This is a genomic window from Vibrio sp. R10-SG-ISO4, assembly GCF_059834135.1.
Genome location: NZ_JCBDHJ010000011.1, coordinates 52,746 through 74,350, shown reverse-complemented (window position 1 = coordinate 74,350; position 21,605 = coordinate 52,746). Strand labels below are relative to the sequence as shown.

The following is a 21,605-nucleotide window of genomic DNA, read 5'->3' as shown; positions in this document are numbered from 1 at the left end:
TAATAAATCACTGATCTTTATGTTTTTTATTTTTATGTGTTTCAAAGCCATAGGAGGCTGAGTGAAATCAAGCTTTGGTAGGCAGTGGCCAGTCTATCTCCTGTTTATGCTGTTGTGTGTTTGCTCCGTGAGTTTGGTGGAGTTCCTAGACCGCAGCCAAAAGAGTTTTCTGCGCGATAGTATGTTAGCGCGAGCGAAAGAAGAGTTGTCCATTATTCGCTCAGAGATTGAAGCCTCAATCGTGTCCGATATTTATGTGGCTAACGGCCTCTCTTCTTTGGTTGCTGCCAATCCTGACTTTGACTTTTCTGGTTGGGATTTAATCGCATCGAGCATTATGCGCCGCAGTAATAATGTCATGGTCGTCGCACTGGCACCGGATGATGTTATCCAATACATCTACCCGCTAGATGGTAATGAAAAGGCCGTAGGTTTGGTGTATCAATCGATTCCAGAGCAATGGCGTACCGTACGAAAAGCGCAGCAATTACAAGAAATTTTCATTGCCGGACCCGTCGATCTCGTGCAAGGCGGACAAGGATTGATTGCACGCGTGCCGATTTTTATGGACCCTCCCTACAACAGCAAGTATTGGGGAGTGTGCAGTGTGGTCATGTCACTTGAGTCTCTCTATCAACAAGTCGGGGTGGAAGCGTTTGAATACAAATACCACCTAGCGATGCGAGGGGTAGACTCTTCTGGTGAAGAAGGCGAGATTTTCTACGGCAGCCAAGCGGTATTTGATGACGCATTTTCTGAAGAGATCGTACGCTTCCCCTATGGGAACTGGCAAATTGCTGCGTCAGAGAAAACCGATTTGCTCGCCACTATTGAGTGGTATCGCGTTAACGCCGTGCGCATTTTAGGCTACCCGATGACCATGCTGCTTTTGTTCGCGTTCTCTACTATCTATCGATTGTATGACAATGCGCACAAACGCTCCCTGCAAGATGAGCTCACTGGGCTGCCCAATCGTCGCTACTTTATGTACTCACTCCAGCAGCAGTTTGATCTGGTCTCAAGAGATGAGAAAAAAGGCGGCTTTGCTCTTTTGAATATCGACCTAGATGGCTTTAAGTTCATTAATGACACCTACGGGCATGCCGCGGGTGATAAGGTGCTGGTGGCGGTGGCTGAGCGTTTGGTTAGCACGTTACGCGCCTCGGACACTGTAGCTCGTGTTGGCGGGGATGAGTTTTTAGCTATGCTGCCTCGCGTCAATCGTGAAGAGGACGTAGACCGCATTCGCACGGAGTTAACTAAAGCGATTGCCCGCAACCCAATCATATATGAGCAACACTTGATCACAATTGAGGTGAGTATCGGCCACGCGATGTACAACGCGAATATGCGCAATATTAATCAGCTGCTCAAGCTCGCGGATAGCAGTATGTATGACATCAAACGCCATCACCGCAAGGGATTCGGCACGTCTTAGAGGTGGATGATGAAGAACTTGACTCAATGGCTAGCGGCGTACGGTGAGAGCCATCAAAACCCGATTAATCAGAAAATTCATAAAGTGGCTGTGCCGGGTATTTTCTTGTCGGTCGTTGGGCTGATTTGGTCACTGCCGAGTTTGGAGTTGTATGGGCTCCGTCTCAATTGGGTTTGGGTGGCCGCACTCCCTGTGATGATGTTCTATTTTCGCTTGTCGCTTAGCGTGTTTATTATGATGCTAGGCTTCCTTTTCGCGTGTATTGCGTTAATTTGGTCTCTGGAGATCATGAGGGCGCCGGTGTTGTTGGTCTCCATAGCACTGTTTGCGGTGCTCTGGATAGCACAATTTATTGGTCATAAGATCGAAGGGAAGAAGCCGTCGTTTTTCGAAGATATCCAATTTCTTCTGATTGGACCGATTTGGGTGTTTCGTAAACGCTAGTCGATGATTCTATCCCTTGTTCTCTGCGCCGCCTAACCGATGTTGGGCGGCGCTTTTTTGATCTCTGGGAAACTCGATGCGTCATGGTTTGCATTTTGCAATGATCAACATTTTCGCAAAACGCAATTATTCTTATTTTGCTTGACGATTATGTGTTCTGTTTGCATGAAACTGATGACGAAGTGAGCGAAGTGATTGATTTTTGGTTAACTTAAAAGTTGGCACGGTTACTGCTTTATTTATAGTGACCCTTATTAAGCCGAGGGTCACCTAGCCAACTGACGTTGTTAGTGAATACGATTTTGTTCACAATCATATATAGCCAATCACACCGATTTGTGATTGGCTTTTTTCTTTCTGTCTCGCCTCTCTGTCTCGAATGGGTTTCTTCAACCTCTATTCACCACCTTGGCAATTTTCATAACAGCTTGGTTTCCTCGGACACACGGCACCTCGTGAGCATATCACGCGCGCATCTGACTGAATGCCTCGCTCAATCCAGTTAATGTTGAGTATTTTAGCGATGGTGGTGAATTCCCGGCTGATATGACGTGGAATGGGGGCGCTACCACCCTGACTGACGCATAAACTTTTGAGTTCCTGAGCGATATCGTGTGAATTCCCGCCCTGAGCATCAATGGCTGGGTTAAGATCGATGCCTGCGCACAAGACGCGGTTGTTCCCTGCAGGATCGGTCATGTTGACTGACTCACAGCAGTAAATTCTTGGCTCATCCCCGACGTTGAGAATAGAGATCTGCGCAGAGCTACCTTGTTGTGGCTCAGACAAGCGACGGAAAACAGCCCAGTGCTGACACGGGTCATTGACCTTCCGCATGTTGCCCCAAGGAAGCGGGATCCCGTTACCACGATAGACCGCTTTAAGCTTGTTTTGTCCGTACGCATCAAAATAGTGCCAGTGAGGATAGGGCGAAACCACGGTCATACGACGCATCGCAACCGATGGTGATACGCCTGCTTTGAGGTGGACGTCAATCTCATACCCGCTACGGTCTAGTAATTGTCGGAAAGGGACTTTAGGGCAAAGTAGCGCGCCCGCAAAAAAACTCGACTCAAAATCACGCCACGCTTGCAAAATGTCTTGCGAGTTGAGCTCTGAGCTCGGCGTGGTTTGGTTGTAGTCCTCCCAACTGTTGGCATGCCCCACCGTCAGTACGCTTTTCAACCCTTCTTTGCTGTGCAGAACACAATGGCCGATATAGACCGCCAAATCATACTTAAGGCGAGTCGGATACTCTTTGAGGATTTCATTAAGGAACAGAGTTCCGGGCGGTTCAAAGAAGGATGTCACGACTTGCTTGGCGTTAATCCCAAGCTCATCCACCACATCTTGCGGTGCGCGTTTGACCCAGCGAATGGTGAGCCCAAGGCTTCGGGCAATGCCCATCAAATCTTCCGCTGAGAGGTTCAGGCGTTTGAGGCCCACTTCTTCTGCTGCACGTTCGAGATCAGGAAAGTGGTTTTGATGGCTCTCTTGATGAGCGCGAATCAGCAAATGAGCAAACTGACGACCTGTAATGCCGGTTTGCGAGAGCATCTCCGGAATGGCGATTTGGAGAATTTCATTCGAGAACAGAAAGCTCGGCTCAAGCGCCATGCCGCTGATCCCACCGCGGTTGCCTTTATCAGGCGTGATGTCGGCCTGTTCTGGCTCGTCATCTAAGAACCAAGCGGGATCTTTTTGGAAAACTTGTGCAATGACCTCCAGCATGTCGATGCTTGGCACGCGTTTTCCTCGTTCGATCATTGAAAGGTAAGAGACCGACGGTGCGTATTCAGGGCTAACTCTCACACAGCGTGCAGAGAGATCCTCCATAGTTAAGTGGTTGCGTTTTCTCAGGTTTCTAATTTTCGTCCCGAGGAAATGGGATTGGCGAATCAAGCTTTTTGACACTGGCATTTTGTAAAATTCACATTGTAAAATTTTTGTTGTGAAATTGTAGTCAAAAATTCACTAGTATACAAAGTAAGCAAAGTCACAAATTTGCAACTTGTTAAACGCGAGTTTGAAATATTTGCTCTAGGACATGATGCTGTGAAATATCCGTGAGGGAAACACTATGAATATGCTGACATTCGATAAGACAGAAATCCAAAATCAAAACCGCCCTTTTATCGCTGAAGCAGTCTTCGCGGTAGAAACCATCAACGCTAATCAAGCAAGTGAAAAGCAAACCAAATCGAAGCAGCTGCTCGATAGACTGTTCCCCCTAGAAAATGGGTCGCACAAAAATGTCACAGCGTACGTGATCGACTATCGACACGTTATGGCGTACTTCAAAGACGGCAGTCACAGTGGTCTCAAGCATCCCAAACACTTTGTTGCTTACACAGGAAGTAAAGAGACGCCTGCCTCCTTACTGCTTCGTGATGGGACTGGCAGCCATGTTGAAGTGACCTTTGGCCATCACAAAGGGACAGGTTGTGTGGAGCTCGTGTGTATCGATGACATCCAGCTTGAAACCTGCACCATGTTCCCTCACGAAATGGGTGAGATGTCGGCAATGCGTCACTGGATTAGCCTCGTAAAAGGCGATGAGAAGGGTAAACCCCAAGCGTGTACAGAAGAGAAAGAGTTCACGGCGAAAAATGGCGACGATTACCAATTAGGCTGTTGCTACACTATGGGCAACTAAGCGCCACTCTAGTACAAAGTCAAAAAAGGATACGTCATGCGTATCCTTTTTAGGTTATTGGGTTTGGCTTTTGAGCCACACTGCTAAAAATGAAGTTGAATGACAGACGTGACAACGGCACCTGGACGGCGAACGCCTTCAATTTCGACTTTGATCTCGCGCTCCACCTCTAATCCTTTACGGATCGGCGTGACCTTAGACAAAGTACTGACCGCACGGACTCGGTTGCCAGCTTTGACAGGGTAAGGGAAACGCACTTGGTTCAACCCAATGTTGACGACCATCTTAGCCGTCGGGAATAGGTTGTTGTCTGGATCGACACTGTCGGTCAATTTTGGCAGCAAAGCCAAGGTCAGAAAACCGTGAGCGATGGTTGTTTTGAATGGCGATTCACTGGCCGCACGCTCAGGATCGGTATGGATCCACTGCATGTCTTCCGTGACCAGACCAAATTGGTTGATGCGCTCTTGTGAGACATCGAGCCATTCACCCGTATGAATGATCTCGCCTAATTGAGTCTGTAGCTCATCAAAGACAGCTTGGGCTTGCGGTTTAAGTTCGATTGGCTTCTCAACAGGCTCAGATGCCTCATCGTTCACTGCGGGTTGTTGAAGATCGCGCAGTCGAGTGAACAATTGACGGTTATTGGCCTTGCTTAAAAAGTCTCCCCAGTACTCACGTACTGCAGGCGACATCCATTGCATGAGATCAGAATGATGCTTTGAAATTGACTCACCACGATGTTTGAACAAGTCAGCAACTTTCATAACAGCCTCGAATTTATACAGAATACCTAACGAACTCTCTAATTTTGAATTAGTTCACATTATTGTTCAAATACTTTCGGGCGCACATGTGTTAACTGAACAGTATTTTAATTAATAAATTCAAATAATTAACAATAAAACACTATTTTATTGGCTCATTAAAATTAGAGCTACAACACTAGTGTTTCAAACCAATGACACCCGTTAATTGGCTAAAAAATCACAGTAGAGAGACAGTTTTTGCTCACATTGTCATCACTCGAACAATTCAAAGCAAATTAGCACTTTACAACCTTTCTCCAAGTACCTAATATACGCCTCACCGACGGAGAGATGGCTGAGTGGTTGAAAGCACCGGTCTTGAAAACCGGCATACGTTAATAGCGTATCTAGGGTTCAAATCCCTATCTCTCCGCCACTATTCTAGAAAAAACCGCTGTTTTTACAGCGGTTTTTTCGTTTCTGGGATCTGGTTTTTCTTTTCGAGACACTCTATGTTGAATAGAGTAAGTACCATAGGAAAGGGAACGCATGCCGCTCAGACCATTCAACAAAGGTGATATTGATCAACTCATTGCTTGGATCGATTCTTCTTCGCTCAATTACCAATGGGGCGGGCCTACCTATCAATTCCCCCTTACAAAAAGACAGATCGTTAGACACATTAAACGTCAAGAAGTGACGCCATTTCTCTACGAACGTGATGAACAGAGCGTTGGTGTTGCCGAACTATTTTTTGTTGAAGAGGGGCACTATCGTATATGCCGAGTGTTTGTCAGTGATTCACACAGAGGCCAAGGCGTGGCCAAGCAGATGCTTAAGGCGCTGATCATTCACGCGGCGACAACACTGATGGTCCGAAAACTCTCTCTGGTTGTGTTTGCACACAATCACCCCGCTATCCGCTGTTATCAATCCCTTGGTTTCGAAACGGTGGCGTTTGAGCAAGGTGCACGAAAGCATGGAGGTGTGTCTTGGGATTTGATCAAAATGGAATTGATTCTTTGATGTCTCGGTTCATTGTGTTGGAAGTGACCGGCTTTCTCAATAACGAAAATGAAAGAATAGAAGGTGACCTTTGGCTCTGGGGAAAAGTTTCGAGTTGACCTAAGCGTGACGCCAGAGTGTGCTTTTTCTACAAAGTTATTATTTTCATGACTAAGAAAATAGTATGAAGTGATTTGACTTCTCTCTATTTTTCATTGTGTTGCCGTGTGAGCATATAGGGTATACCTTATTGTCACCATTCAGTGCAATCTACAATTAGTTTAGATTTATCACTTTTTTCAAAGTTGATGTTCACTCCAGTCATGTTTATGAGAGCAACTCTTATTTTGGGATGAAAATAGAAATAGGCACTCGCACTAGAGTTTGAGCACTATATACTCAGTCTTTCATAATAAATGGTTCAGTCTGATGTCTATAATGTGGCTGATTAAGCAGAATCCATGTTTTTTGGTTTAGCAATAATGGAATCAATGTTTTTCTCATAAATATTTATGGATGAAAATAATGATGAAACAACGTCAGCTACATCTTAACTTGGTTACACAACCTAGCTTACAAAATAAAAGTTTTAGATCAACGATTGCAGAAAAAACGGACCAACCTGTTCGGCTTATTGATTCGAGTGCCTGCCTGCAATTTCATCAACCGATACAGCCTTCTATCATGATGTTTGATTATCAATTGAAGTGGCCGATAGAAGTCTGTAAGCATTTTAATTCCCAGGATAACGTGTCTGGCATTGTCTTGCTGAATGTTGATCCACAAACGCGAGCCAGTGAATTGGCACGTTGGCAGAAACTTCGCGCCGTGTTTTATACAACAGATTCACTTGAACACGTATGTGAAGGCTTACGTGCAATTTCAAGAGGAGAAAGCTGGTTATCACGTAAATTGTGTCATGATTTGCTCGATTATCTGCAGAAGAGAAGTCCGATTGAAAAGAGCCTGCACTGCGATGATATGGTTCTGACGAGACGCGAAAGGCAAGTGTTAAAGTCCTTGACGTCAGGGGGTTCAAATACCGACATTGCTGAGACGCTGTTTGTCAGTGAGCACACCATTAAGTCCCATTTGTATCGTATATTTCGGAAAATTGATGCACAAAACCGATCACAGGCAATTATGTGGGCGAAAGAAAATCTTTAAAAAAGGGCAATAAAAATTAGAGGTGGACGAAAAGCAGCGTAACGACGCTGCTTTTTTTATACGCGTAGTATGAATCGAACCACAACGTAAATAGAGAAAAGTATGAGTAACTATTCATACTTTTTCTCCCTTGTTACGCCTATTTCTCACACTCCAAATCATTCTTATCTTGGTTCTAGGATGACGGATGTTCTTGTTTAAGATAATTGACGTCTCACGAAGGAAGTCACTTTTGAGACGCAATTAAACGTCAATGAAATGAATAGGTAAAAAAGGGAAATACTATGAAAAAGTTAGCAATCACCGTCGCCATTCTTGCTGCGACTGGCAGTTCACTTGCACAAGCCGAAATGAAATCCGCAGCAACCACGATTTCTAAGACCGTCGCAGAGGAATGTAACATCGGTATGTGGGCAACGAGCAGCGATGGAAGCGTTGACGGTCCAGTGGATTCTGTCAGTAGTGTAGGTGAACAATATGTGACGAGCGAGCTGAACGGTTTGGGAGATGGAAGCCAACCAATTACAGGTAGAGTCAAGTGTAATGCTTCAGGAGGCTTCGAGGTCTCTGTAGTAGCGTCAAATGGTGTACTTTCAAACAATGATTCAGCTATTGCTCGTACTGTTGAATATACGCTAGAGGCAGTATCTACTGGATCTCAATTTGACTATACTGGTTCTGATTTTAGCGGTGGAGCTGTAGATATGGATGGAGGCTCAGTCTATCTACTTGGTGGTGGTGAAACGACTGATTTGACGAGTTTTAAAGTTAAACTCGTACCGACCGAGAGTTTTGATTACTCCGGTGTTTATACCGAGACACTAACGTTCGACCTCGTTGCGCTATAACGAGAAGTTGGGAGGGGAAACCCTCCCTATCTTTGTAGACAGTGAGGGAATAGTATGCACTACCTTATCGCTCTATTGATCTTAATGGCTTGTCCTGTTCTGGCTAACTTCAACATCTCGCCACTCAGTGTATCTCTTGGCGTAAAAGAAAAATCGGCGAGTTTTACCTTAGAAAATCTTAGCTCTGAGCGCGCTGCCTACGAGATAGTCGCGACAACACGACGTATTGCTCTTGATGGCAAGGAGCAACGTGAAGCGACTAAGTTGCTGCGCGCTTTCCCATCCAAAATTATCTTGGAGTCGGGGCAGAAGAAGCGGATTAAAGTGGTGTATCTTGGCAAGCGAAATCTCACCAGTGAGCAAGCCTTTCGTGTGCTGTTTCAATCGCTAGATATTGATGTCTCAGAGCAGCAGGAGCAGTCAGTCAAAACAAAATACAACTTTGCAACAGCCTTATACGTTACCCCTGATGAAGCTAAGGCGAACTTGATATCGACATTAGTTGAGCAAGGGCAGGGCTACATTCTGCAACTCAAGAACGCAGGCAATAAACATATCGTTCTAACGGATTGGAAGTTAGAACTCAGTAGCCAGCAAGGCAGTACGCAGTATGAGGGGACACTGCCCAATATCAATGTCTTAGCCGACAGTGAAGTGCATATCCCACTCAATCGTGTGCAAGGGCGCTATGACCAAGCGCAAGTGTTGCTTCAATAACGCGCATTGGAGGCAAGGAGTGCTATGGTGCGTGGCGTGAAGTGTGGGTCTTGTGCTGTCCTACTGCTGAGTCTGGTAGCGCCGTTGAGTTCTGGCTCTGTGCTGGAATTTCCGCTCGATGTGATCGTGTTCGATAAGCCATATGAAATAACGGCATACCTTGATGATGAGAACGAAATGTATTGGGCGCTCAGCGGTGATGAGCTTATCGAGGTACTGGCGCAGTCATTAGACAGCACGAGACTAGAGTCATTGAGAAGCCAGTTCGCTGACAGCGAGATAACCAACAAGCAATTGACCGCGCTTGGATGGCAGGTTCAATATTTACCCGATGAGCTCAGGATCATTATCGCTATCCCCGTCGAAGAAAAACAGATCATTGATTTACCTATGACGATGCGAGGCTCGCATGTCCCTCCGCAAGGTATTGAGCACGTGACGCCAAATTTATTTAGCGGTGTGATCAACACCAGTCTGTCACATTCTAGAAACTTGGTTGACACTGAGTATCAATCGACGTTGATGACCTTAAAAGGCGCTATCGCATTAGGTCATTTCACGCTGGAAGATCAGCATAGCTACAGTTATCGGCATTGGGATGGGCAAGGTCAGTGGTATCGAAATCAAACTCGCCTGACTTACGACTTACCTGATGATTTTGGCTTGTTTCAGCTGGGGGACTACCAAACACAGACCTCGATTAGCACTTTACCGGGTGGAGACTTATTTGGTTTGTCCTACTCTTATCAGCCCCGATACTTGAACAGTTTCAATCGTCCAAACAGCGTGCCTCTAACCTTAGAGTCGGCATCTCTTGTGACGGTTCGTATCAATGGTGAAGACTATCGAGTGCTGAGGTTGGCAGCCGGTCAATACAACATCCGCGATTTACCGTTGGAACAGGGGGTAAATGAAGTCGAAGTTGTTTATGTTGACCAGAGTGGTGTGGAACAGCGCCGATTCTTTAATGTTGTCGACAGTCCTGATCTGATACTACAAGGCGATTTGGAAACGCAATGGGTGGTGGGTGTCGTACAAGACTATGACGACGACGGTTTCAAGTATCTCGATAGAGATAAACTGGGTGCCCAAGCCATTATGTCTTACGGTGTGACTGATTGGTGGACGAGCGCTCCTCAGGTTGAGTGGAGAGAGGAGCGCAAGAAATTTATGCTGAGCAACAATTTTGCGCTCAGTGACTATTTTATTTCCATTGATGGGTATTATCTCGAAGAGTCGGATGTGTATAGTCACCAAGGCAATATCAGCTTCTATGCCGATACGTTGCTTGCTGACAGTTTAGAAAGTGTCAATGTGAACTACGAACTGAATGATTCGTCGGCTGCCGAGCATTTGACACACACAGTGTCGTTAAGCTCCGGTGTCCGTACACCACTTCAGAACGGGTATTTATCATTCGTTTTGAGTAACGCATTCGAAAATAGTGAGAGCGTCAAGCAAACTGCGTCGATCAATACCAGTTATCGTTGGTTTAATCGGTTGAGTACCAGCTTGAATTTTCGCTGGGAGCGGGCCTATGGTGAAGACAACCACAGTGTCTATTTTTCGATGTCTCTGCCATTGAATTGGAACAATGTCAGTGTCTATTCGCGCTCCTCTTATGATACGCGTACCGATGTGAACAAAAATGAACTGACCGCATCGCAGTTTCAAACCGACTATTACTGGCGCACCAGTGCGAGGTTCAATGATACGGATTACGAGGGCTTCGATGGGTACGGGAAAATCTACGGAGATAGGGTTGATTGGAACGCGCGCTACTCGACCAGCAATGAAAACACAGACAGCAAAAACCGAACCCTGACAGTGGGTGCAGAGACCGCGGTGGCTTGGGCGGGCAGCGAGGTAGTTTGGACATCACCCGTGTCAGGAAGCTTTACCATAGTCTCATTGCCTGAAGAGTTTCAAGACACCTACGCGTTAAAAACGGACCGATATGGTCGGATGAAGATTGTTCCTAAAGAAGAGGGAGAAGGGGCGTATAAGCTGGTTGAGGGGGCCAATCGCAGTTATAAAACCATCAACGTTGACGGTAGTGAGCTCGACTTCAACGAAGAGCTGATGGTCAGTAAGTTTGCATCGATTAGCCATCGGCGATCGGGTACGGCTTACGAGCTATCGATAAGTCGTGGTTATTTTGTGAGCGGCCAATTTTATGACCGCAATGAACAGCCCATCGTAGACTTGGTCGGTGAGTTTCAAAAAGAGAACTCCTCACAGACCTACCCGTTTTTTACCGGTGAAGATGGCAGCTTTGAGCTGGATATTCTCCCTCCGGGCCATTACCGAGTCTACTTCTATGATGGCGCTGCGCAAGAGATGATTGTTCAAGTGAGAGAAGATCAGGTCGTGGATGGGACTTTCATTGATTTGGGACCATTGCAGGTGAACACCAACTAACAGACAAGAGCAGCGCACACGGTATGAGTGCGCTGCTAATGTTAGTGCTTAATTCACCACTTCAGACCAAGCGAGCACGCCACGCACGGCGCGTTTCCAACCACTGTAGCGGGCTTCGCGTTTCTCCGGATCATCGTGAGGGATAAAGGTATGATCGATTTCCGCTTTGTTGGAGACTTCCATCAATCCATCCCAGAATCCGACCGCAATACCGGCTAAGTATGCGGCGCCTAGTGCGGTCACTTCAGTCACTTTTGGTCGCTGAACTTGGGTGTTTAAGATGTCAGCTTGGAATTGCATCAAGAAGTTGTTCGCCACAGCGCCGCCATCGACGCGCAGTGTGGAGAGTTTGATGCCAGAATCGGCTTGCATCGCATCAATCACATCGCGGCTTTGATAGGCGATACTCTCGAGCGTGGCACGAATGATGTGATTCGAACCTGTACCTCGTGTCATTCCGACAATGGTGCCGCGAGCATATGCATCCCAATACGGCGCACCCAACCCAGTAAACGCCGGCACCACGTACACGCCATTGGATGAGTCTACTTTGGTCGCGAAGTACTCTGAATCGTGGGCATCTTCGAGCAGTTTCATTTCATCTCTGAGCCACTGAATCGATGCGCCGCCCATAAAGACAGAGCCTTCGAGTGCGTAGGCGACTTCACCTTTTGGCCCGCAAGCAAGGGTCGTGAGGAGGCCATTTTTCGAGGTGACTTTCTCATGACCGGTATTCATCAGTAGGAAGCAGCCGGTTCCGTAGGTGTTCTTGGTTTGGCCGGGCTCGACACACATTTGACCAAACAGCGCCGCTTGTTGATCGCCAGCGATACCGGCAATAGGGATGCGAGTGCCGCCTTTACCGCCAATATTAGTTTTGCCATACACTTCTGAGGACGGTCTCACCTCAGGCATCATGGATAGGGGGATGTTGAACTCTTGCAAGATGCGTTCATCCCACTCAAGGGTGTTGATATTAAACAACATGGTACGAGAGGCGTTGGTGTAATCGGTGACGTGCACACGCCCTTGAGTCATCTTCCAAACCAGCCAGGTATCAACGGTGCCAAACAGCAACTTCCCTTCGTTCGCCAGATCGCGGGCGCCTTCAACATTGTCGAGAATCCATTTGACTTTGGTGCCGGAAAAATACGGGTCTAACACCAGGCCAGTGTTCTCTTTGATGTAGCTTTCAAGGCCGGAACGTTGCTTCAACTCTTTGCACAAGTTGGCTGTACGACGACATTGCCAGACAATCGCATTGTAGATGGGGGTACCGGTCTCTTTGTTCCATACCACGGTGGTTTCACGCTGATTGGTGATACCAATCGCGGCGACCTGATCTGAGGTGATGCCTTTTTGTCCTAGCGCTTCGATGAGTGTCGAGCTCTGTGTGGCGTAGATTTCCAGTGGGTCATGTTCCACCCAGCCGGCTTCGGGATAAATTTGCGTGAATTCGCGCTGTGCGACGCTGACGATGTTGGCGTCGTGATCCAGTACAACGGCACGAGAACTGGTAGTTCCTTGGTCAAGAGCAACAATATATTGAGTAGTCATAGGGTAATCCTTGTTATCACGTTATGCTTTTTTGTAGGTAGACCTTGTCGAGTTGACGAGGCACCGCGTGCATTATGGGTGCACTTCATTATCTTCAACGACGCAATCATCACATTGCGCTGGGCTGGTGCAGCCGCCATCGTCGGGGAGGTACGCGCCGATGACTTTCGGGTACAGCCAACCGCCAAAGCAGGCGCCAGCGATGGGAGCGATGATGGGGACGATGAAATAAGGAATCTCTTTCGCGCCAGTGAGAGCGTAGTCCCAGCCCGCTAAGAAAGAGAACAGTTTAGGACCAAAATCGCGCGCGGGATTCATCGCAAAACCGGTCAAAGGCCCTAATGAACCGCCAATCGTTGCGACCAGTAAGCCAATCAATAGCGGCACCATCGCTCCACGAGATTCACCACCGTTGTTGGAATCACCAAAGGCCAAAATGCCAAACATCAGCACGGCGGTGATGGAAAATTCCACGGCCATCGCACCGCCAAAGGAGAGCGATGGGTTAGGGAAGGTGGAGAAAATACCGGCGGTCGCCAGCGCTTCAGGCGTGTCTCTTGCGATGCCGTTGGCCAGTTCCCATTCGACGAACAGATTGCCATATAAGCCATAGATGAGCGCCGCTGCGCAAAACGCGCCAGCGATTTGTGAGCCGATGTAGGGGATGACTTTGTGTTTTTCAAACCCATGGAAAGCCGTAAGCGCGATGGTCACCGCTGGGTTAATATGCGCGCCCGATACACCTGCGGTGCAGTACACCGCCAGAGCGACCGCCATGCCCCATACAATGCTCACTTCCCACTGACCAAATTGAGCGCCTGTCAGTACTAACGCTGCCACGCAGCCCACCCCCCAGAAAATGAGTAATCCGGTTCCTATAAACTCGGCAATACACTGCCCTAATAGAGTGTGATCTTTACGTATAGCCATAATGATGTCCTTAAGGTTGGATGTTGGTTCGGTACAACAAAAACCGATTGAGCGCGAGTGAGTGTATAGAAAAGGTTGGATATGAAACGGTACTTCGCTCTCATATGAAGTTGATTTGAGCGAAAATGTTTTTATTTTGTTCGTTTTTGTTATCTATTCCACATAAATATCATGGTTAATTAGTGGTGTTAACTAATAGTTAATCTTGGATTACGTAGAAATACTCGCTTATAGTACTTTATTATTAGTGTTTTACCTGATTGTTCACCAGTTGTTCATTAAAACTATCAATTCTTCTCTTACTCCATCTATGTTGTGAAAATACTCAATTAATGTTCGTTCGAGCATTTGTGAGTGTGATCTCGAAACGGTAGCCACAAACCGTGCGAGACTAAAAGCAGAATAGACAAACGGGAGTCGGCGATGGCAACGCGATTTGAAACTCAGGTGGTCATTATTGGCGGCGGCGCAACGGGAGCAGGGATCATGCGTGACTGCGCGTTGCGCGGCATCGATTGTATTTTGGTCGAGCGTGATGATTTGGCTGCGGGCACCTCGGGGCGCAATCACGGTTTACTCCATTCCGGTGCGCGTTATGCGGTGACGGATGCGCATTCGGCGAGAGAGTGCATTCAAGAAAATCGGATCCTTAAACGCATTGCGCGCCATTGTGTTGAAGACAGCAGCGGGTTATTTATCTCATTACCAGAAGATGGTCTTGAGTACCAAAAAACCTTTGTCGACGCATGCCAAGCCGCTGACATAGAGACAAGACTTCTCAGTGCTAAAGAGGCGCTTAAGCTGGAACCCAATGCAAATCCAAGCCTGCTCGGCGCGGTGCAAGTGCCCGATGGCACTTTGGATCCGTTTCGTTTGTGTGCCGCCAATGTGCTTGATGCCAAAGATCACGGCGCGCGTTTATTTACCCATACTCAGGTCACGTCGCTTATTCGAGTTGCAGATCAAGTGCTGGGTGTACGCTGCCAAAGTAGACGCTCGGGCGAGTCTTTTGAGATCTGGGCTGATCAGGTGGTCAATGCTGCGGGCATTTGGGGGCAGACTATTTGCGAATACGCCGATCTCAATATCACCATGTTCCCAGCGAAAGGTTCGCTGTTGGTGCTCGATTATCGCATCAATAATGTGGTGTTAAATCGGTGTCGCCAGCCCGCTGACGCTGACATTCTGATCCCCGCCGATACGATTTCGCTCATCGGCACTACGTCAGAGCACATTGATTACGATCAGATCGATCGCTTAGAAGTGAGCGCCAAAGAAGTGGATTTGCTGTTAGAAGAAGGGGCGAAACTTGCGCCGATCATGGCGCACAGTCGTGTGCTGCGCGCTTATGCGGGGGTGCGTCCTTTGGTCTCCTTGGATGACAATGGCAGTGGTCGAAATATCAGCCGTGGTATTGTGTTGGTGGACCATGAAAGTCGCGACGGCCTAAAGGGCTTCACGACCATTACCGGTGGTAAGTTGATGACCTACCGCTTGATGGCCCAAATGACCACGGATTTGATTGCTACTAAATTAGGTCATGTGGCGGAGTGTGACACTCACCGCCGTCCGCTGCCCGGCTCTGAACCTCCTCAAACCGCCAAGCGTCGCCATGCATTGCAGGCCAAACCGGCAGAATTAGCCGCGGTGGATCGCCACGGTCAACGCGTTATCAGCTATCTCATGAAAACCCCGCAAAGCCAAAGTGTGATATGTGAGTGTGAAATGGTCACCAGTGGCGAAATCGAATACGCGATTAAAGAGCTTGATGTTCACAACCTGACTGATCTTCGCCGCCGGACGCGTCTTGGAATGGGACCCTGCCAAGGGGAGCTTTGCACCTACCGCGCGGCGGGGCTTTTCGATGAGTTTACCCAATGTAGCGGAATAGAATCAGGCGAGCTGTTGGTCGAGTTTCTTGAAGAGCGCTGGAAAGGGGTGAAACCGATTTTATGGGGAGATGCGCTACGTGAGGCCGAGTTCAGTTATTGGGTCTATCAGGGCCTATTGAGTATCGAACCCACCGACTATAACGCACAGTTAACCCGCAACGAGGAGGCGACAGATGCTCAATTATGATGTGGTTGTGATGGGCGCAGGACTATCCGGCCTAAGTGCCGCACTGCGCTGTTTGCAATTGGGCCTTAAGACAGCGGTGGTCTCTAGTGGGCAAAGTGCGATGCATTTTTCATCAGGCTCGATTGATCTGCTCGCCCACTCGCCAGTGACGGGACAGGCGGTGCGCTTACCGTATCCCGCGATAGACGAACTGACGCAAGCTTGCCCAATGCATCCCTACGCTAAATTAGGCGCAGACAAAGTGCGACAAGCGATGCAATGGTTCGGCGCTATGATGGCTGAGCAAGGCTTGCCGATGCGCACCTTAGGTCAAGAAGAAAACCACTTGAGACTCACAACGGTGGGCACGCTTAAACCGACGTGGTTTTCTCAGCCTTATGCGTTGTGTACGGATTTTGATGGGTCAGCGCTCAGCGTTTTTCACCGAATTACTGTGGTATCGATAGCGGGCTTTCGAGATTTTCACCCCAACATGACTCGTGATTACCTTGCGCAGCAACCGATGTTCACAGGCAAAACCATCCGCAGTATCACTGTAGACCTGCCTTCGCTGCGTGGGTTTGGCCGTCAATGTGGCGATCTGCGCTCTATTGATTTATCGCGCTTATTGCGACAGCCCCACGTCCTGAACGAATTCGCTCACCAACTTTTACGTGTGTCTCAAGCGGATGATGCCGTGGTGATACCTGCCTTGCTCGGAAATGGCGATGGGCTAATCCTCCTTGAACAGCTGAGAGTGCAGACACAGCGACAGTTATTTGAAGTGGCGACCATGCCACCATCGTTGATGGGCATACGCATTGAAGAGTGTTTGACTCGCGCGGTTCGTCAGTTGGGTGGCGTGGTGCTCAAAGGTGACAGCGTGGTTGGCGGCGAGCTCATCGAGTCGGAATCGGGATATCAGCTGGAGCAGATTTATACCGAGAAGATGAGCAAGACGCCATTGCGTGCGGCTCACTATATTATGGCGACCGGCAGTTTCTTTAGTGGTGGACTGGTGGCTGAGAGACAAGCCGTGCAGGAGCCGCGTTTTCACTTTGACGTTAGTGCCGATGACGAGCGTGACCACTGGGCCAATGACGTGTTTTTTGCTGCCGACTCCCAACCTTTCTTGGCGTTTGGCGTCAAGACCAATGCCGATTTTTCCCCTCTACTGAATGGCGAGACGGTGGGCAACGTGCGTTGCGTTGGCACTCTGTTGCAGGGCTTTGATCCGATTAAGCAAGGTTGCGGGGGCGGCGTCGCCATCAGCACCGCTTATCACGCAGCCACTGCAATCGCAAAGAGCCATCAACACGCAGCTTTTAAAGAGGAGGTTGAGGTATGAACGCTCAAGTTGGTCAATTGTCTTTTGAAAACTGCATCAAATGCACGGTGTGCACCGTGTATTGCCCGGTCGCCAAGACCAACCCTCTGTACCCCGGCCCGAAACAGTGTGGCCCGGATGGCGAACGCTTGCGCATCAAAAGCCCAGATTACTATGATGAGGCCCTGTCGATGTGCACCAACTGCAAGCGATGCGAAACCGCTTGTCCTTCTGGGGTTCGCATTGGTGATTTGATCGCGAACGCCAAAGGCTCCTTAGGGAAAAAAACGCTTAGCCCAAAAACCGTACGCGATTACGTGCTCAGCCACACCGACTTGTTCGGTTCACTGGCCACGCCGATGGGACACGTTGTCAACAAGATGACGCAACTGATTCCAGTCAAAACTATTTTGGACAAAACCTTAGGGGTGGATCACCACAAGTCCTTACCTAAATATGCCCAAGGCACGTTTCGCGCATGGTTTAAAAAGCACAAGTCGTCACAAGTAAAGTTTTCCCGACATGTGAGCTATTTTCACGGCTGCTATGTCAATTACAACCATCCGCAACTGGGCAAAGATGTGGTTGCGGTCCTAAATGCGATGAATTATGGCGTGACCTTACTCGATAAAGAAAAGTGCTGCGGCGTACCCTTGATTGCCAATGGTTTTTTAGACAAAGCGCGTAAAAACGCGCGAATCAACGTTGAGCAGATGACCGCTGCGTTACATGGCTCCAGCCACGGCGTGATCTCAACGTCATCCAGTTGCTGTTTAGCATTGAAAGAGGAGTACCCTCACGTGCTAGGGGTTGAGAATGATGCCATTGTCAACGACGTGCATTTTTTCAGTCGTTTTTTGCTGCGCGCGTTTGAGCAAGGCGAGGGGCCGACACTCAAACCATTAAACAAAGTGGTGGTGTACCACACGCCGTGCCACCTTGAGCGGAGTGGTGAGCATCTTTTTACCATCGAACTGCTTAAACGGATCCCCGGTCTAAACGTGATAGTGTTAGACAGTCAGTGCTGCGGATTAGCGGGTACTTATGGATTCAAATCGGAAAACTACGCCACCTCAATGGCGATAGGGGCGCCTTTATTTGCGGCGATGGAAGAATCCGGTGCGGACTATGCGATAACCGACTGTGAGGCGTGTAAATGGCAGATTGAAGAAAATACTTCCCTCGCGTGTCACCACCCGATGACGTTGTTGGCGATGGCGCTTGAGTCTCAATCTCCTTATCCAAGTAATTAAAGACGACATCTTCGATGGCTTAGCGCTATGATGTCAAAGAACAGACAATCAAAAGGATAGGGCGATGAAGTGGTGGCTAGGCGTGAGTATGGTGCTATTGGCATCAGTGGTGAATGCAGAGGAGGAGGCGCATCAGCCCTTTGTACAGGTGTCGATGACATTAGAGTTGGAGGGAGTTGAGCGGGCACTGGATGACACCCGACAGTCGTTAGATACCATTGGTAGCGCGCTTGCAGACATCGCGCAAAGTGAGCACTTGACAGGGCAACAGCAAGAAAAACTCGACCAAACCATTGGCAATCTCAACGAATTGGTATTGCTCTCTAGACAGTCTATGGAGGCACTGCCAAGCGCGTTTCAGCACTCTAAACAGACCATCGCCACAAAAAGTCAGCAGTTCTTTGATGAGCTGCGCCAGCAAGTGCTGGTGGCGATCGCACTGATTGGAGTGGTCATCATCGGGATAATATCGGCCATTTTTTGGTTCGTGTTGCGTCCGATGCAAGCGACACTGCTCGGCGCGACTTCACATCTCTCCTCAATGGCCGGAGCAATAAAGACCACAGCACAGGCGCTAGACTCGATCTCTCAGCAGCAAGAGGAAATAGCCAAACGGTTAGAATCGGCGCAGTCTTCATCGCGTTGATCTCATCGTGAACAGAGTTGACATTACGGTAAAGTAAGAGTGACCGCTTCATTTGGATTGCACGTAAAACCCTCGAATAATGAGGAGTACACATGCAATCTATCAACGTCGTCTGGTTTAAGCGCGATTTGCGGCTGAGCGATCATGAGCCACTAAATCGCGCTTTAAAGACAGGAAGACCGACATTACTTTTGTATCTATTTGAGCCAGAGTTGCTCAGAAATCCCCACTACAGTGAGCGGCATTGGCGCTTTGTGTGGCAGTCACTACAAGATCTCAATCAGCAACTGGCCCCCTTTGAGGCTGAGGTTCACTGCCTGCAAGGTTCAGCAGAAGCGTGTTTCGAGGCGTTGGCGGAGTGTTACACCATTGCCGCCGTCTATTCCCATCAAGAAATTGGTTTAGATGTGACTTTCCAACGAGATCGGCGCATGAGCCAATGGTTCAAACAAAAAGAGATTGCTTGGTTTGAATCGCCGATGGGCGCAGTGATTAGGGGAGCGAAGAATCGAGACGGTTGGGATCAACATTGGTCATCCGTAATGCGCACATCGATTGAATCTGTGCCGCTTTCCGACGGCAATATCGCTCAACTCGATCAACGCTGCCAGCAATGGCGTATGGATCCCCCTGAGGCTTGGCAACAAAAAGTGAGTGGCTTTCAAACTGGTGGCGTGACGATGGCGTGGCGTACATTAGAAGATTTTTTTGATCGCCGAGCGACTTCTTATTATCGAAGTATCTCAAGCCCTACGGCTGCTCGACATGCGTGCAGTCGATTGTCACCTTATCTGGCTTGGGGCAATCTGTCGTTGCGCGAAGTCTATCAAGCACTGCTGGCTCATTGGCATAGTCCGGGGTTGAGGCGAAGCATGGTCGCCTTCTCTTCGCGGCTACATTGGCATTGCCATTTCATGCAAAAGTTTGAGTCTCAGTGTGAGATGGAGTTTGTTTGCGTCAATAGGGCGTATGATGCCTTGTTGGCCAGAGAGTGCGTGGAAAGCACAACAAAACTCAATGCATGGAAAGAAGGGCGAACCGGAATACCCTTGGTGGATGCCAGCATGCGTTGTTTGCATCGTACGGGGTACTTGAACTTTCGTATGCGCGCGATGTTGGTCAGTGTGTTGACGCATCACATGAACATCGATTGGCGCTTGGGCGCTGACCATTTGGCCCAGCTGTTTCTCGACTTTGAACCGGGTATTCATTATCCCCAGTTTCAAATGCAAGCCAGTGTCACGGGCACCAATACCATTCGCATTTACAACCCGGTCAAACAGGCGCAGGAGCACGATAGCGACGGAAAATTTATCTACCAGTGGATACCGGAGCTTTCTGAGGTGCCCACACCGCTGCTGTTCAAACCGTGGACCATGAGTGCAATGGAAGCCGCGTTGTATCAGTTGCCCCAAGAGAGCCCCTATCTCAGGCCAGTGATTGATCTCGATGCAGCGGCCAGTGAAGCGCGAGAGCGTTTATGGGGTTGGAAAAAGCGTCTAGATGTTAAACGTGAGGGACGTAAGGTGCTTGCCACTCATGTTCGTGCTTCGTCAAAAGTCAACGCGCGGTGATCAATACATGGTGATCGATAGCGAGTTGACCGCGTACGAATCGCCATCAGTAATGTTGATGACACGCAGGTAGAACAAGCATGATAGAGAAAGAGTGGAGCGCAGACGATATTGACCAAATGGCGCCGCGTAGCCGTGCTCGGTTAATCAATTCCTTGCCAGGTTTTAAGAGCGCTAATCTGATTGGCTCCACGGATGGGCAGGGGAACGATAATCTTGCTATTGTCAGCTCGGTGATTCATTTTGGTTCTAACCCGCCGTTACTTGGCTTTGTGTCGAGGCCAAGACCTGCGCAACGCGATAGCTTAACTAACATCCTCACCACGGGTGTGTTTACCATCAACTCAGTGACACGCGAGTGCGCACTGCAGGCCCATCAAACCTCGGCGCGTTATCCTAGTGACGTAAGCGAGTTCGATGAAACGGGGCTGACTCGCTATTACCATGACGATTTCGCAGCGCCCTTCGTACTCGAAAGTCCAATAAAAATCGGATTAAAATTGGTTGAGCATATCGTGATTCAAAGCAATCAAACAGAAATGTTGATTGGTGAAGTGGTCAGATTATTGCTGCCAGAGCAGGCAGTGATGCCCGATGGGTATCTTGACCACGATCAGTTAGAAACCGTGACCATCTCGGGTCTAGATAGTTACCACGTCACGCAGAGAGTCCATCGATTGAGTTATGCAAAACCAGACCAACCGCTTCACCCCCTTACCCTAGAGGGCGAACCCTCCTCATGGCAAGCGCCATACAGCGAAGAGGGTTTACCCTAACGCCAAAGCACTATAAGGTGTTGATTCTTCATGTTGTGA

Annotated in this window: 18 protein-coding genes and 1 tRNA gene; 15 read left to right on the top strand and 4 right to left on the bottom strand. The window is 48.5% G+C overall.

What is annotated here, in order from left to right; genetic code table 11:
* Positions 1-106 precede the first annotated feature (106 nt).
* Positions 107-1,438, top strand: a complete 1,332-nt coding sequence (locus AC6R03_RS06145; protein ID WP_500632130.1) for a diguanylate cyclase — start codon at positions 107-109, stop codon at positions 1,436-1,438.
* Positions 1,439-1,447: 9 nt separating this feature from the next.
* A complete protein-coding gene (locus AC6R03_RS06140) occupies positions 1,448-1,882 on the top strand; it encodes an Mpo1 family 2-hydroxy fatty acid dioxygenase (RefSeq protein ID WP_500632131.1) in 435 nt (144 codons plus the stop codon).
* Between the two features lie 396 nt (positions 1,883-2,278).
* Here AC6R03_RS06140 and AC6R03_RS06135 read toward each other — a convergent pair whose 3' ends face one another.
* Complete coding sequence (locus AC6R03_RS06135) at positions 2,279-3,802, bottom strand: DUF3612 domain-containing protein (RefSeq protein WP_334552139.1); 1,524 nt, start codon at positions 3,800-3,802, stop codon at positions 2,279-2,281.
* A 160-nt stretch (positions 3,803-3,962) separates the two neighbouring features.
* Between AC6R03_RS06135 and AC6R03_RS06130 the strand changes: the two genes are divergently transcribed.
* Complete coding sequence (locus tag AC6R03_RS06130) at positions 3,963-4,538, top strand: aldolase/citrate lyase/malate synthase family protein (RefSeq protein WP_500632083.1); 576 nt, start codon at positions 3,963-3,965, stop codon at positions 4,536-4,538.
* An 83-nt stretch (positions 4,539-4,621) separates the two neighbouring features.
* On the opposite strand, the gene AC6R03_RS06125 is transcribed toward AC6R03_RS06130, so the two are convergent.
* On the bottom strand, positions 4,622-5,305 hold the full coding sequence (locus AC6R03_RS06125; protein ID WP_334552137.1) for a MaoC family dehydratase: 684 nt from the start codon (positions 5,303-5,305) through the stop codon (positions 4,622-4,624).
* A gap of 327 nt (positions 5,306-5,632) precedes the next feature.
* Between AC6R03_RS06125 and AC6R03_RS06120 the strand changes: the two genes are divergently transcribed.
* The 6 genes from AC6R03_RS06120 (at position 5,633) to AC6R03_RS06095 (ending at position 11,445) form a co-directional block, all read left to right on the top strand.
* Positions 5,633-5,723, top strand: a tRNA-Ser gene (locus AC6R03_RS06120).
* Positions 5,724-5,836: 113 nt separating this feature from the next.
* On the top strand, positions 5,837-6,313 hold the full coding sequence (locus tag AC6R03_RS06115) for a GNAT family N-acetyltransferase (RefSeq protein ID WP_500632084.1): 477 nt from the start codon (positions 5,837-5,839) through the stop codon (positions 6,311-6,313).
* A gap of 504 nt (positions 6,314-6,817) precedes the next feature.
* Positions 6,818-7,459 (top strand): LuxR C-terminal-related transcriptional regulator, encoded by a 642-nt coding sequence (locus tag AC6R03_RS06110; protein WP_500632085.1) that lies wholly within the window; start codon positions 6,818-6,820, stop codon positions 7,457-7,459.
* Positions 7,460-7,743: 284 nt separating this feature from the next.
* Positions 7,744-8,307 carry a hypothetical protein gene (locus AC6R03_RS06105; protein WP_500632086.1) on the top strand — a complete coding sequence of 188 codons (564 nt, stop codon included), beginning with the start codon at positions 7,744-7,746 and terminating at the stop codon, positions 8,305-8,307.
* 54 nt (positions 8,308-8,361) lie between these two features.
* Positions 8,362-9,024, top strand: coding sequence for a fimbrial biogenesis chaperone (locus tag AC6R03_RS06100; RefSeq protein WP_500632087.1), 663 nt, complete (start codon positions 8,362-8,364; stop codon positions 9,022-9,024).
* 24 nt (positions 9,025-9,048) lie between these two features.
* A complete protein-coding gene (locus AC6R03_RS06095; protein WP_500632088.1) occupies positions 9,049-11,445 on the top strand; it encodes a hypothetical protein in 2,397 nt (798 codons plus the stop codon).
* A gap of 48 nt (positions 11,446-11,493) precedes the next feature.
* Here AC6R03_RS06095 and glpK read toward each other — a convergent pair whose 3' ends face one another.
* The gene (glpK, locus tag AC6R03_RS06090; RefSeq protein WP_500632089.1) at positions 11,494-13,002 is read right to left on the bottom strand and encodes a glycerol kinase GlpK; all 1,509 of its coding nucleotides are present in this window, start codon (positions 13,000-13,002) and stop codon (positions 11,494-11,496) included.
* A 72-nt stretch (positions 13,003-13,074) separates the two neighbouring features.
* Positions 13,075-13,932 carry an MIP/aquaporin family protein gene (locus AC6R03_RS06085; protein WP_500632090.1) on the bottom strand — a complete coding sequence of 286 codons (858 nt, stop codon included), beginning with the start codon at positions 13,930-13,932 and terminating at the stop codon, positions 13,075-13,077.
* Positions 13,933-14,355: 423 nt separating this feature from the next.
* Between AC6R03_RS06085 and glpA the strand changes: the two genes are divergently transcribed.
* From glpA to AC6R03_RS06055, 6 genes are all read left to right on the top strand, one after another.
* A complete protein-coding gene (glpA, locus tag AC6R03_RS06080; RefSeq protein WP_500632091.1) occupies positions 14,356-16,011 on the top strand; it encodes an anaerobic glycerol-3-phosphate dehydrogenase subunit A in 1,656 nt (551 codons plus the stop codon).
* On the top strand, positions 15,998-17,338 hold the full coding sequence (gene glpB, locus AC6R03_RS06075) for a glycerol-3-phosphate dehydrogenase subunit GlpB (protein ID WP_500632092.1): 1,341 nt from the start codon (positions 15,998-16,000) through the stop codon (positions 17,336-17,338). Before glpA ends, glpB begins: the two co-directional genes overlap by 14 nt.
* Positions 17,335-18,570 carry an anaerobic glycerol-3-phosphate dehydrogenase subunit GlpC gene (glpC, locus tag AC6R03_RS06070; RefSeq protein ID WP_500632093.1) on the top strand — a complete coding sequence of 412 codons (1,236 nt, stop codon included), beginning with the start codon at positions 17,335-17,337 and terminating at the stop codon, positions 18,568-18,570. Before glpB ends, glpC begins: the two co-directional genes overlap by 4 nt.
* 64 nt (positions 18,571-18,634) lie before the next feature.
* Positions 18,635-19,216 carry a hypothetical protein gene (locus AC6R03_RS06065; protein ID WP_500632094.1) on the top strand — a complete coding sequence of 194 codons (582 nt, stop codon included), beginning with the start codon at positions 18,635-18,637 and terminating at the stop codon, positions 19,214-19,216.
* Between the two features lie 92 nt (positions 19,217-19,308).
* Positions 19,309-20,790, top strand: coding sequence for an FAD-binding domain-containing protein (locus AC6R03_RS06060; RefSeq protein WP_500632095.1), 1,482 nt, complete (start codon positions 19,309-19,311; stop codon positions 20,788-20,790).
* A gap of 80 nt (positions 20,791-20,870) precedes the next feature.
* The gene (locus AC6R03_RS06055) at positions 20,871-21,566 is read left to right on the top strand and encodes a flavin reductase family protein (protein ID WP_500632096.1); all 696 of its coding nucleotides are present in this window, start codon (positions 20,871-20,873) and stop codon (positions 21,564-21,566) included.
* Positions 21,567-21,605 lie beyond the last annotated feature (39 nt).

Coding starts and splice junctions, on each gene's coding strand:
- AC6R03_RS06145 (WP_500632130.1), top strand. CDS start 107: ATGCTGTTGTGTGTTTGCTCCGTGAGTTTGGTGGAGTTCCTAGACCGC.
- AC6R03_RS06140 (WP_500632131.1), top strand. CDS start 1,448: ATGAAGAACTTGACTCAATGGCTAGCGGCGTACGGTGAGAGCCATCAA.
- AC6R03_RS06135 (WP_334552139.1), bottom strand. CDS start 3,802: ATGCCAGTGTCAAAAAGCTTGATTCGCCAATCCCATTTCCTCGGGACG.
- AC6R03_RS06130 (WP_500632083.1), top strand. CDS start 3,963: ATGAATATGCTGACATTCGATAAGACAGAAATCCAAAATCAAAACCGC.
- AC6R03_RS06125 (WP_334552137.1), bottom strand. CDS start 5,305: ATGAAAGTTGCTGACTTGTTCAAACATCGTGGTGAGTCAATTTCAAAG.
- AC6R03_RS06115 (WP_500632084.1), top strand. CDS start 5,837: ATGCCGCTCAGACCATTCAACAAAGGTGATATTGATCAACTCATTGCT.
- AC6R03_RS06110 (WP_500632085.1), top strand. CDS start 6,818: ATGATGAAACAACGTCAGCTACATCTTAACTTGGTTACACAACCTAGC.
- AC6R03_RS06105 (WP_500632086.1), top strand. CDS start 7,744: ATGAAAAAGTTAGCAATCACCGTCGCCATTCTTGCTGCGACTGGCAGT.
- AC6R03_RS06100 (WP_500632087.1), top strand. CDS start 8,362: ATGCACTACCTTATCGCTCTATTGATCTTAATGGCTTGTCCTGTTCTG.
- AC6R03_RS06095 (WP_500632088.1), top strand. CDS start 9,049: ATGGTGCGTGGCGTGAAGTGTGGGTCTTGTGCTGTCCTACTGCTGAGT.
- glpK (WP_500632089.1), bottom strand. CDS start 13,002: ATGACTACTCAATATATTGTTGCTCTTGACCAAGGAACTACCAGTTCT.
- AC6R03_RS06085 (WP_500632090.1), bottom strand. CDS start 13,932: ATGGCTATACGTAAAGATCACACTCTATTAGGGCAGTGTATTGCCGAG.
- glpA (WP_500632091.1), top strand. CDS start 14,356: ATGGCAACGCGATTTGAAACTCAGGTGGTCATTATTGGCGGCGGCGCA.
- glpB (WP_500632092.1), top strand. CDS start 15,998: ATGCTCAATTATGATGTGGTTGTGATGGGCGCAGGACTATCCGGCCTA.
- glpC (WP_500632093.1), top strand. CDS start 17,335: ATGAACGCTCAAGTTGGTCAATTGTCTTTTGAAAACTGCATCAAATGC.
- AC6R03_RS06065 (WP_500632094.1), top strand. CDS start 18,635: ATGAAGTGGTGGCTAGGCGTGAGTATGGTGCTATTGGCATCAGTGGTG.
- AC6R03_RS06060 (WP_500632095.1), top strand. CDS start 19,309: ATGCAATCTATCAACGTCGTCTGGTTTAAGCGCGATTTGCGGCTGAGC.
- AC6R03_RS06055 (WP_500632096.1), top strand. CDS start 20,871: ATGATAGAGAAAGAGTGGAGCGCAGACGATATTGACCAAATGGCGCCG.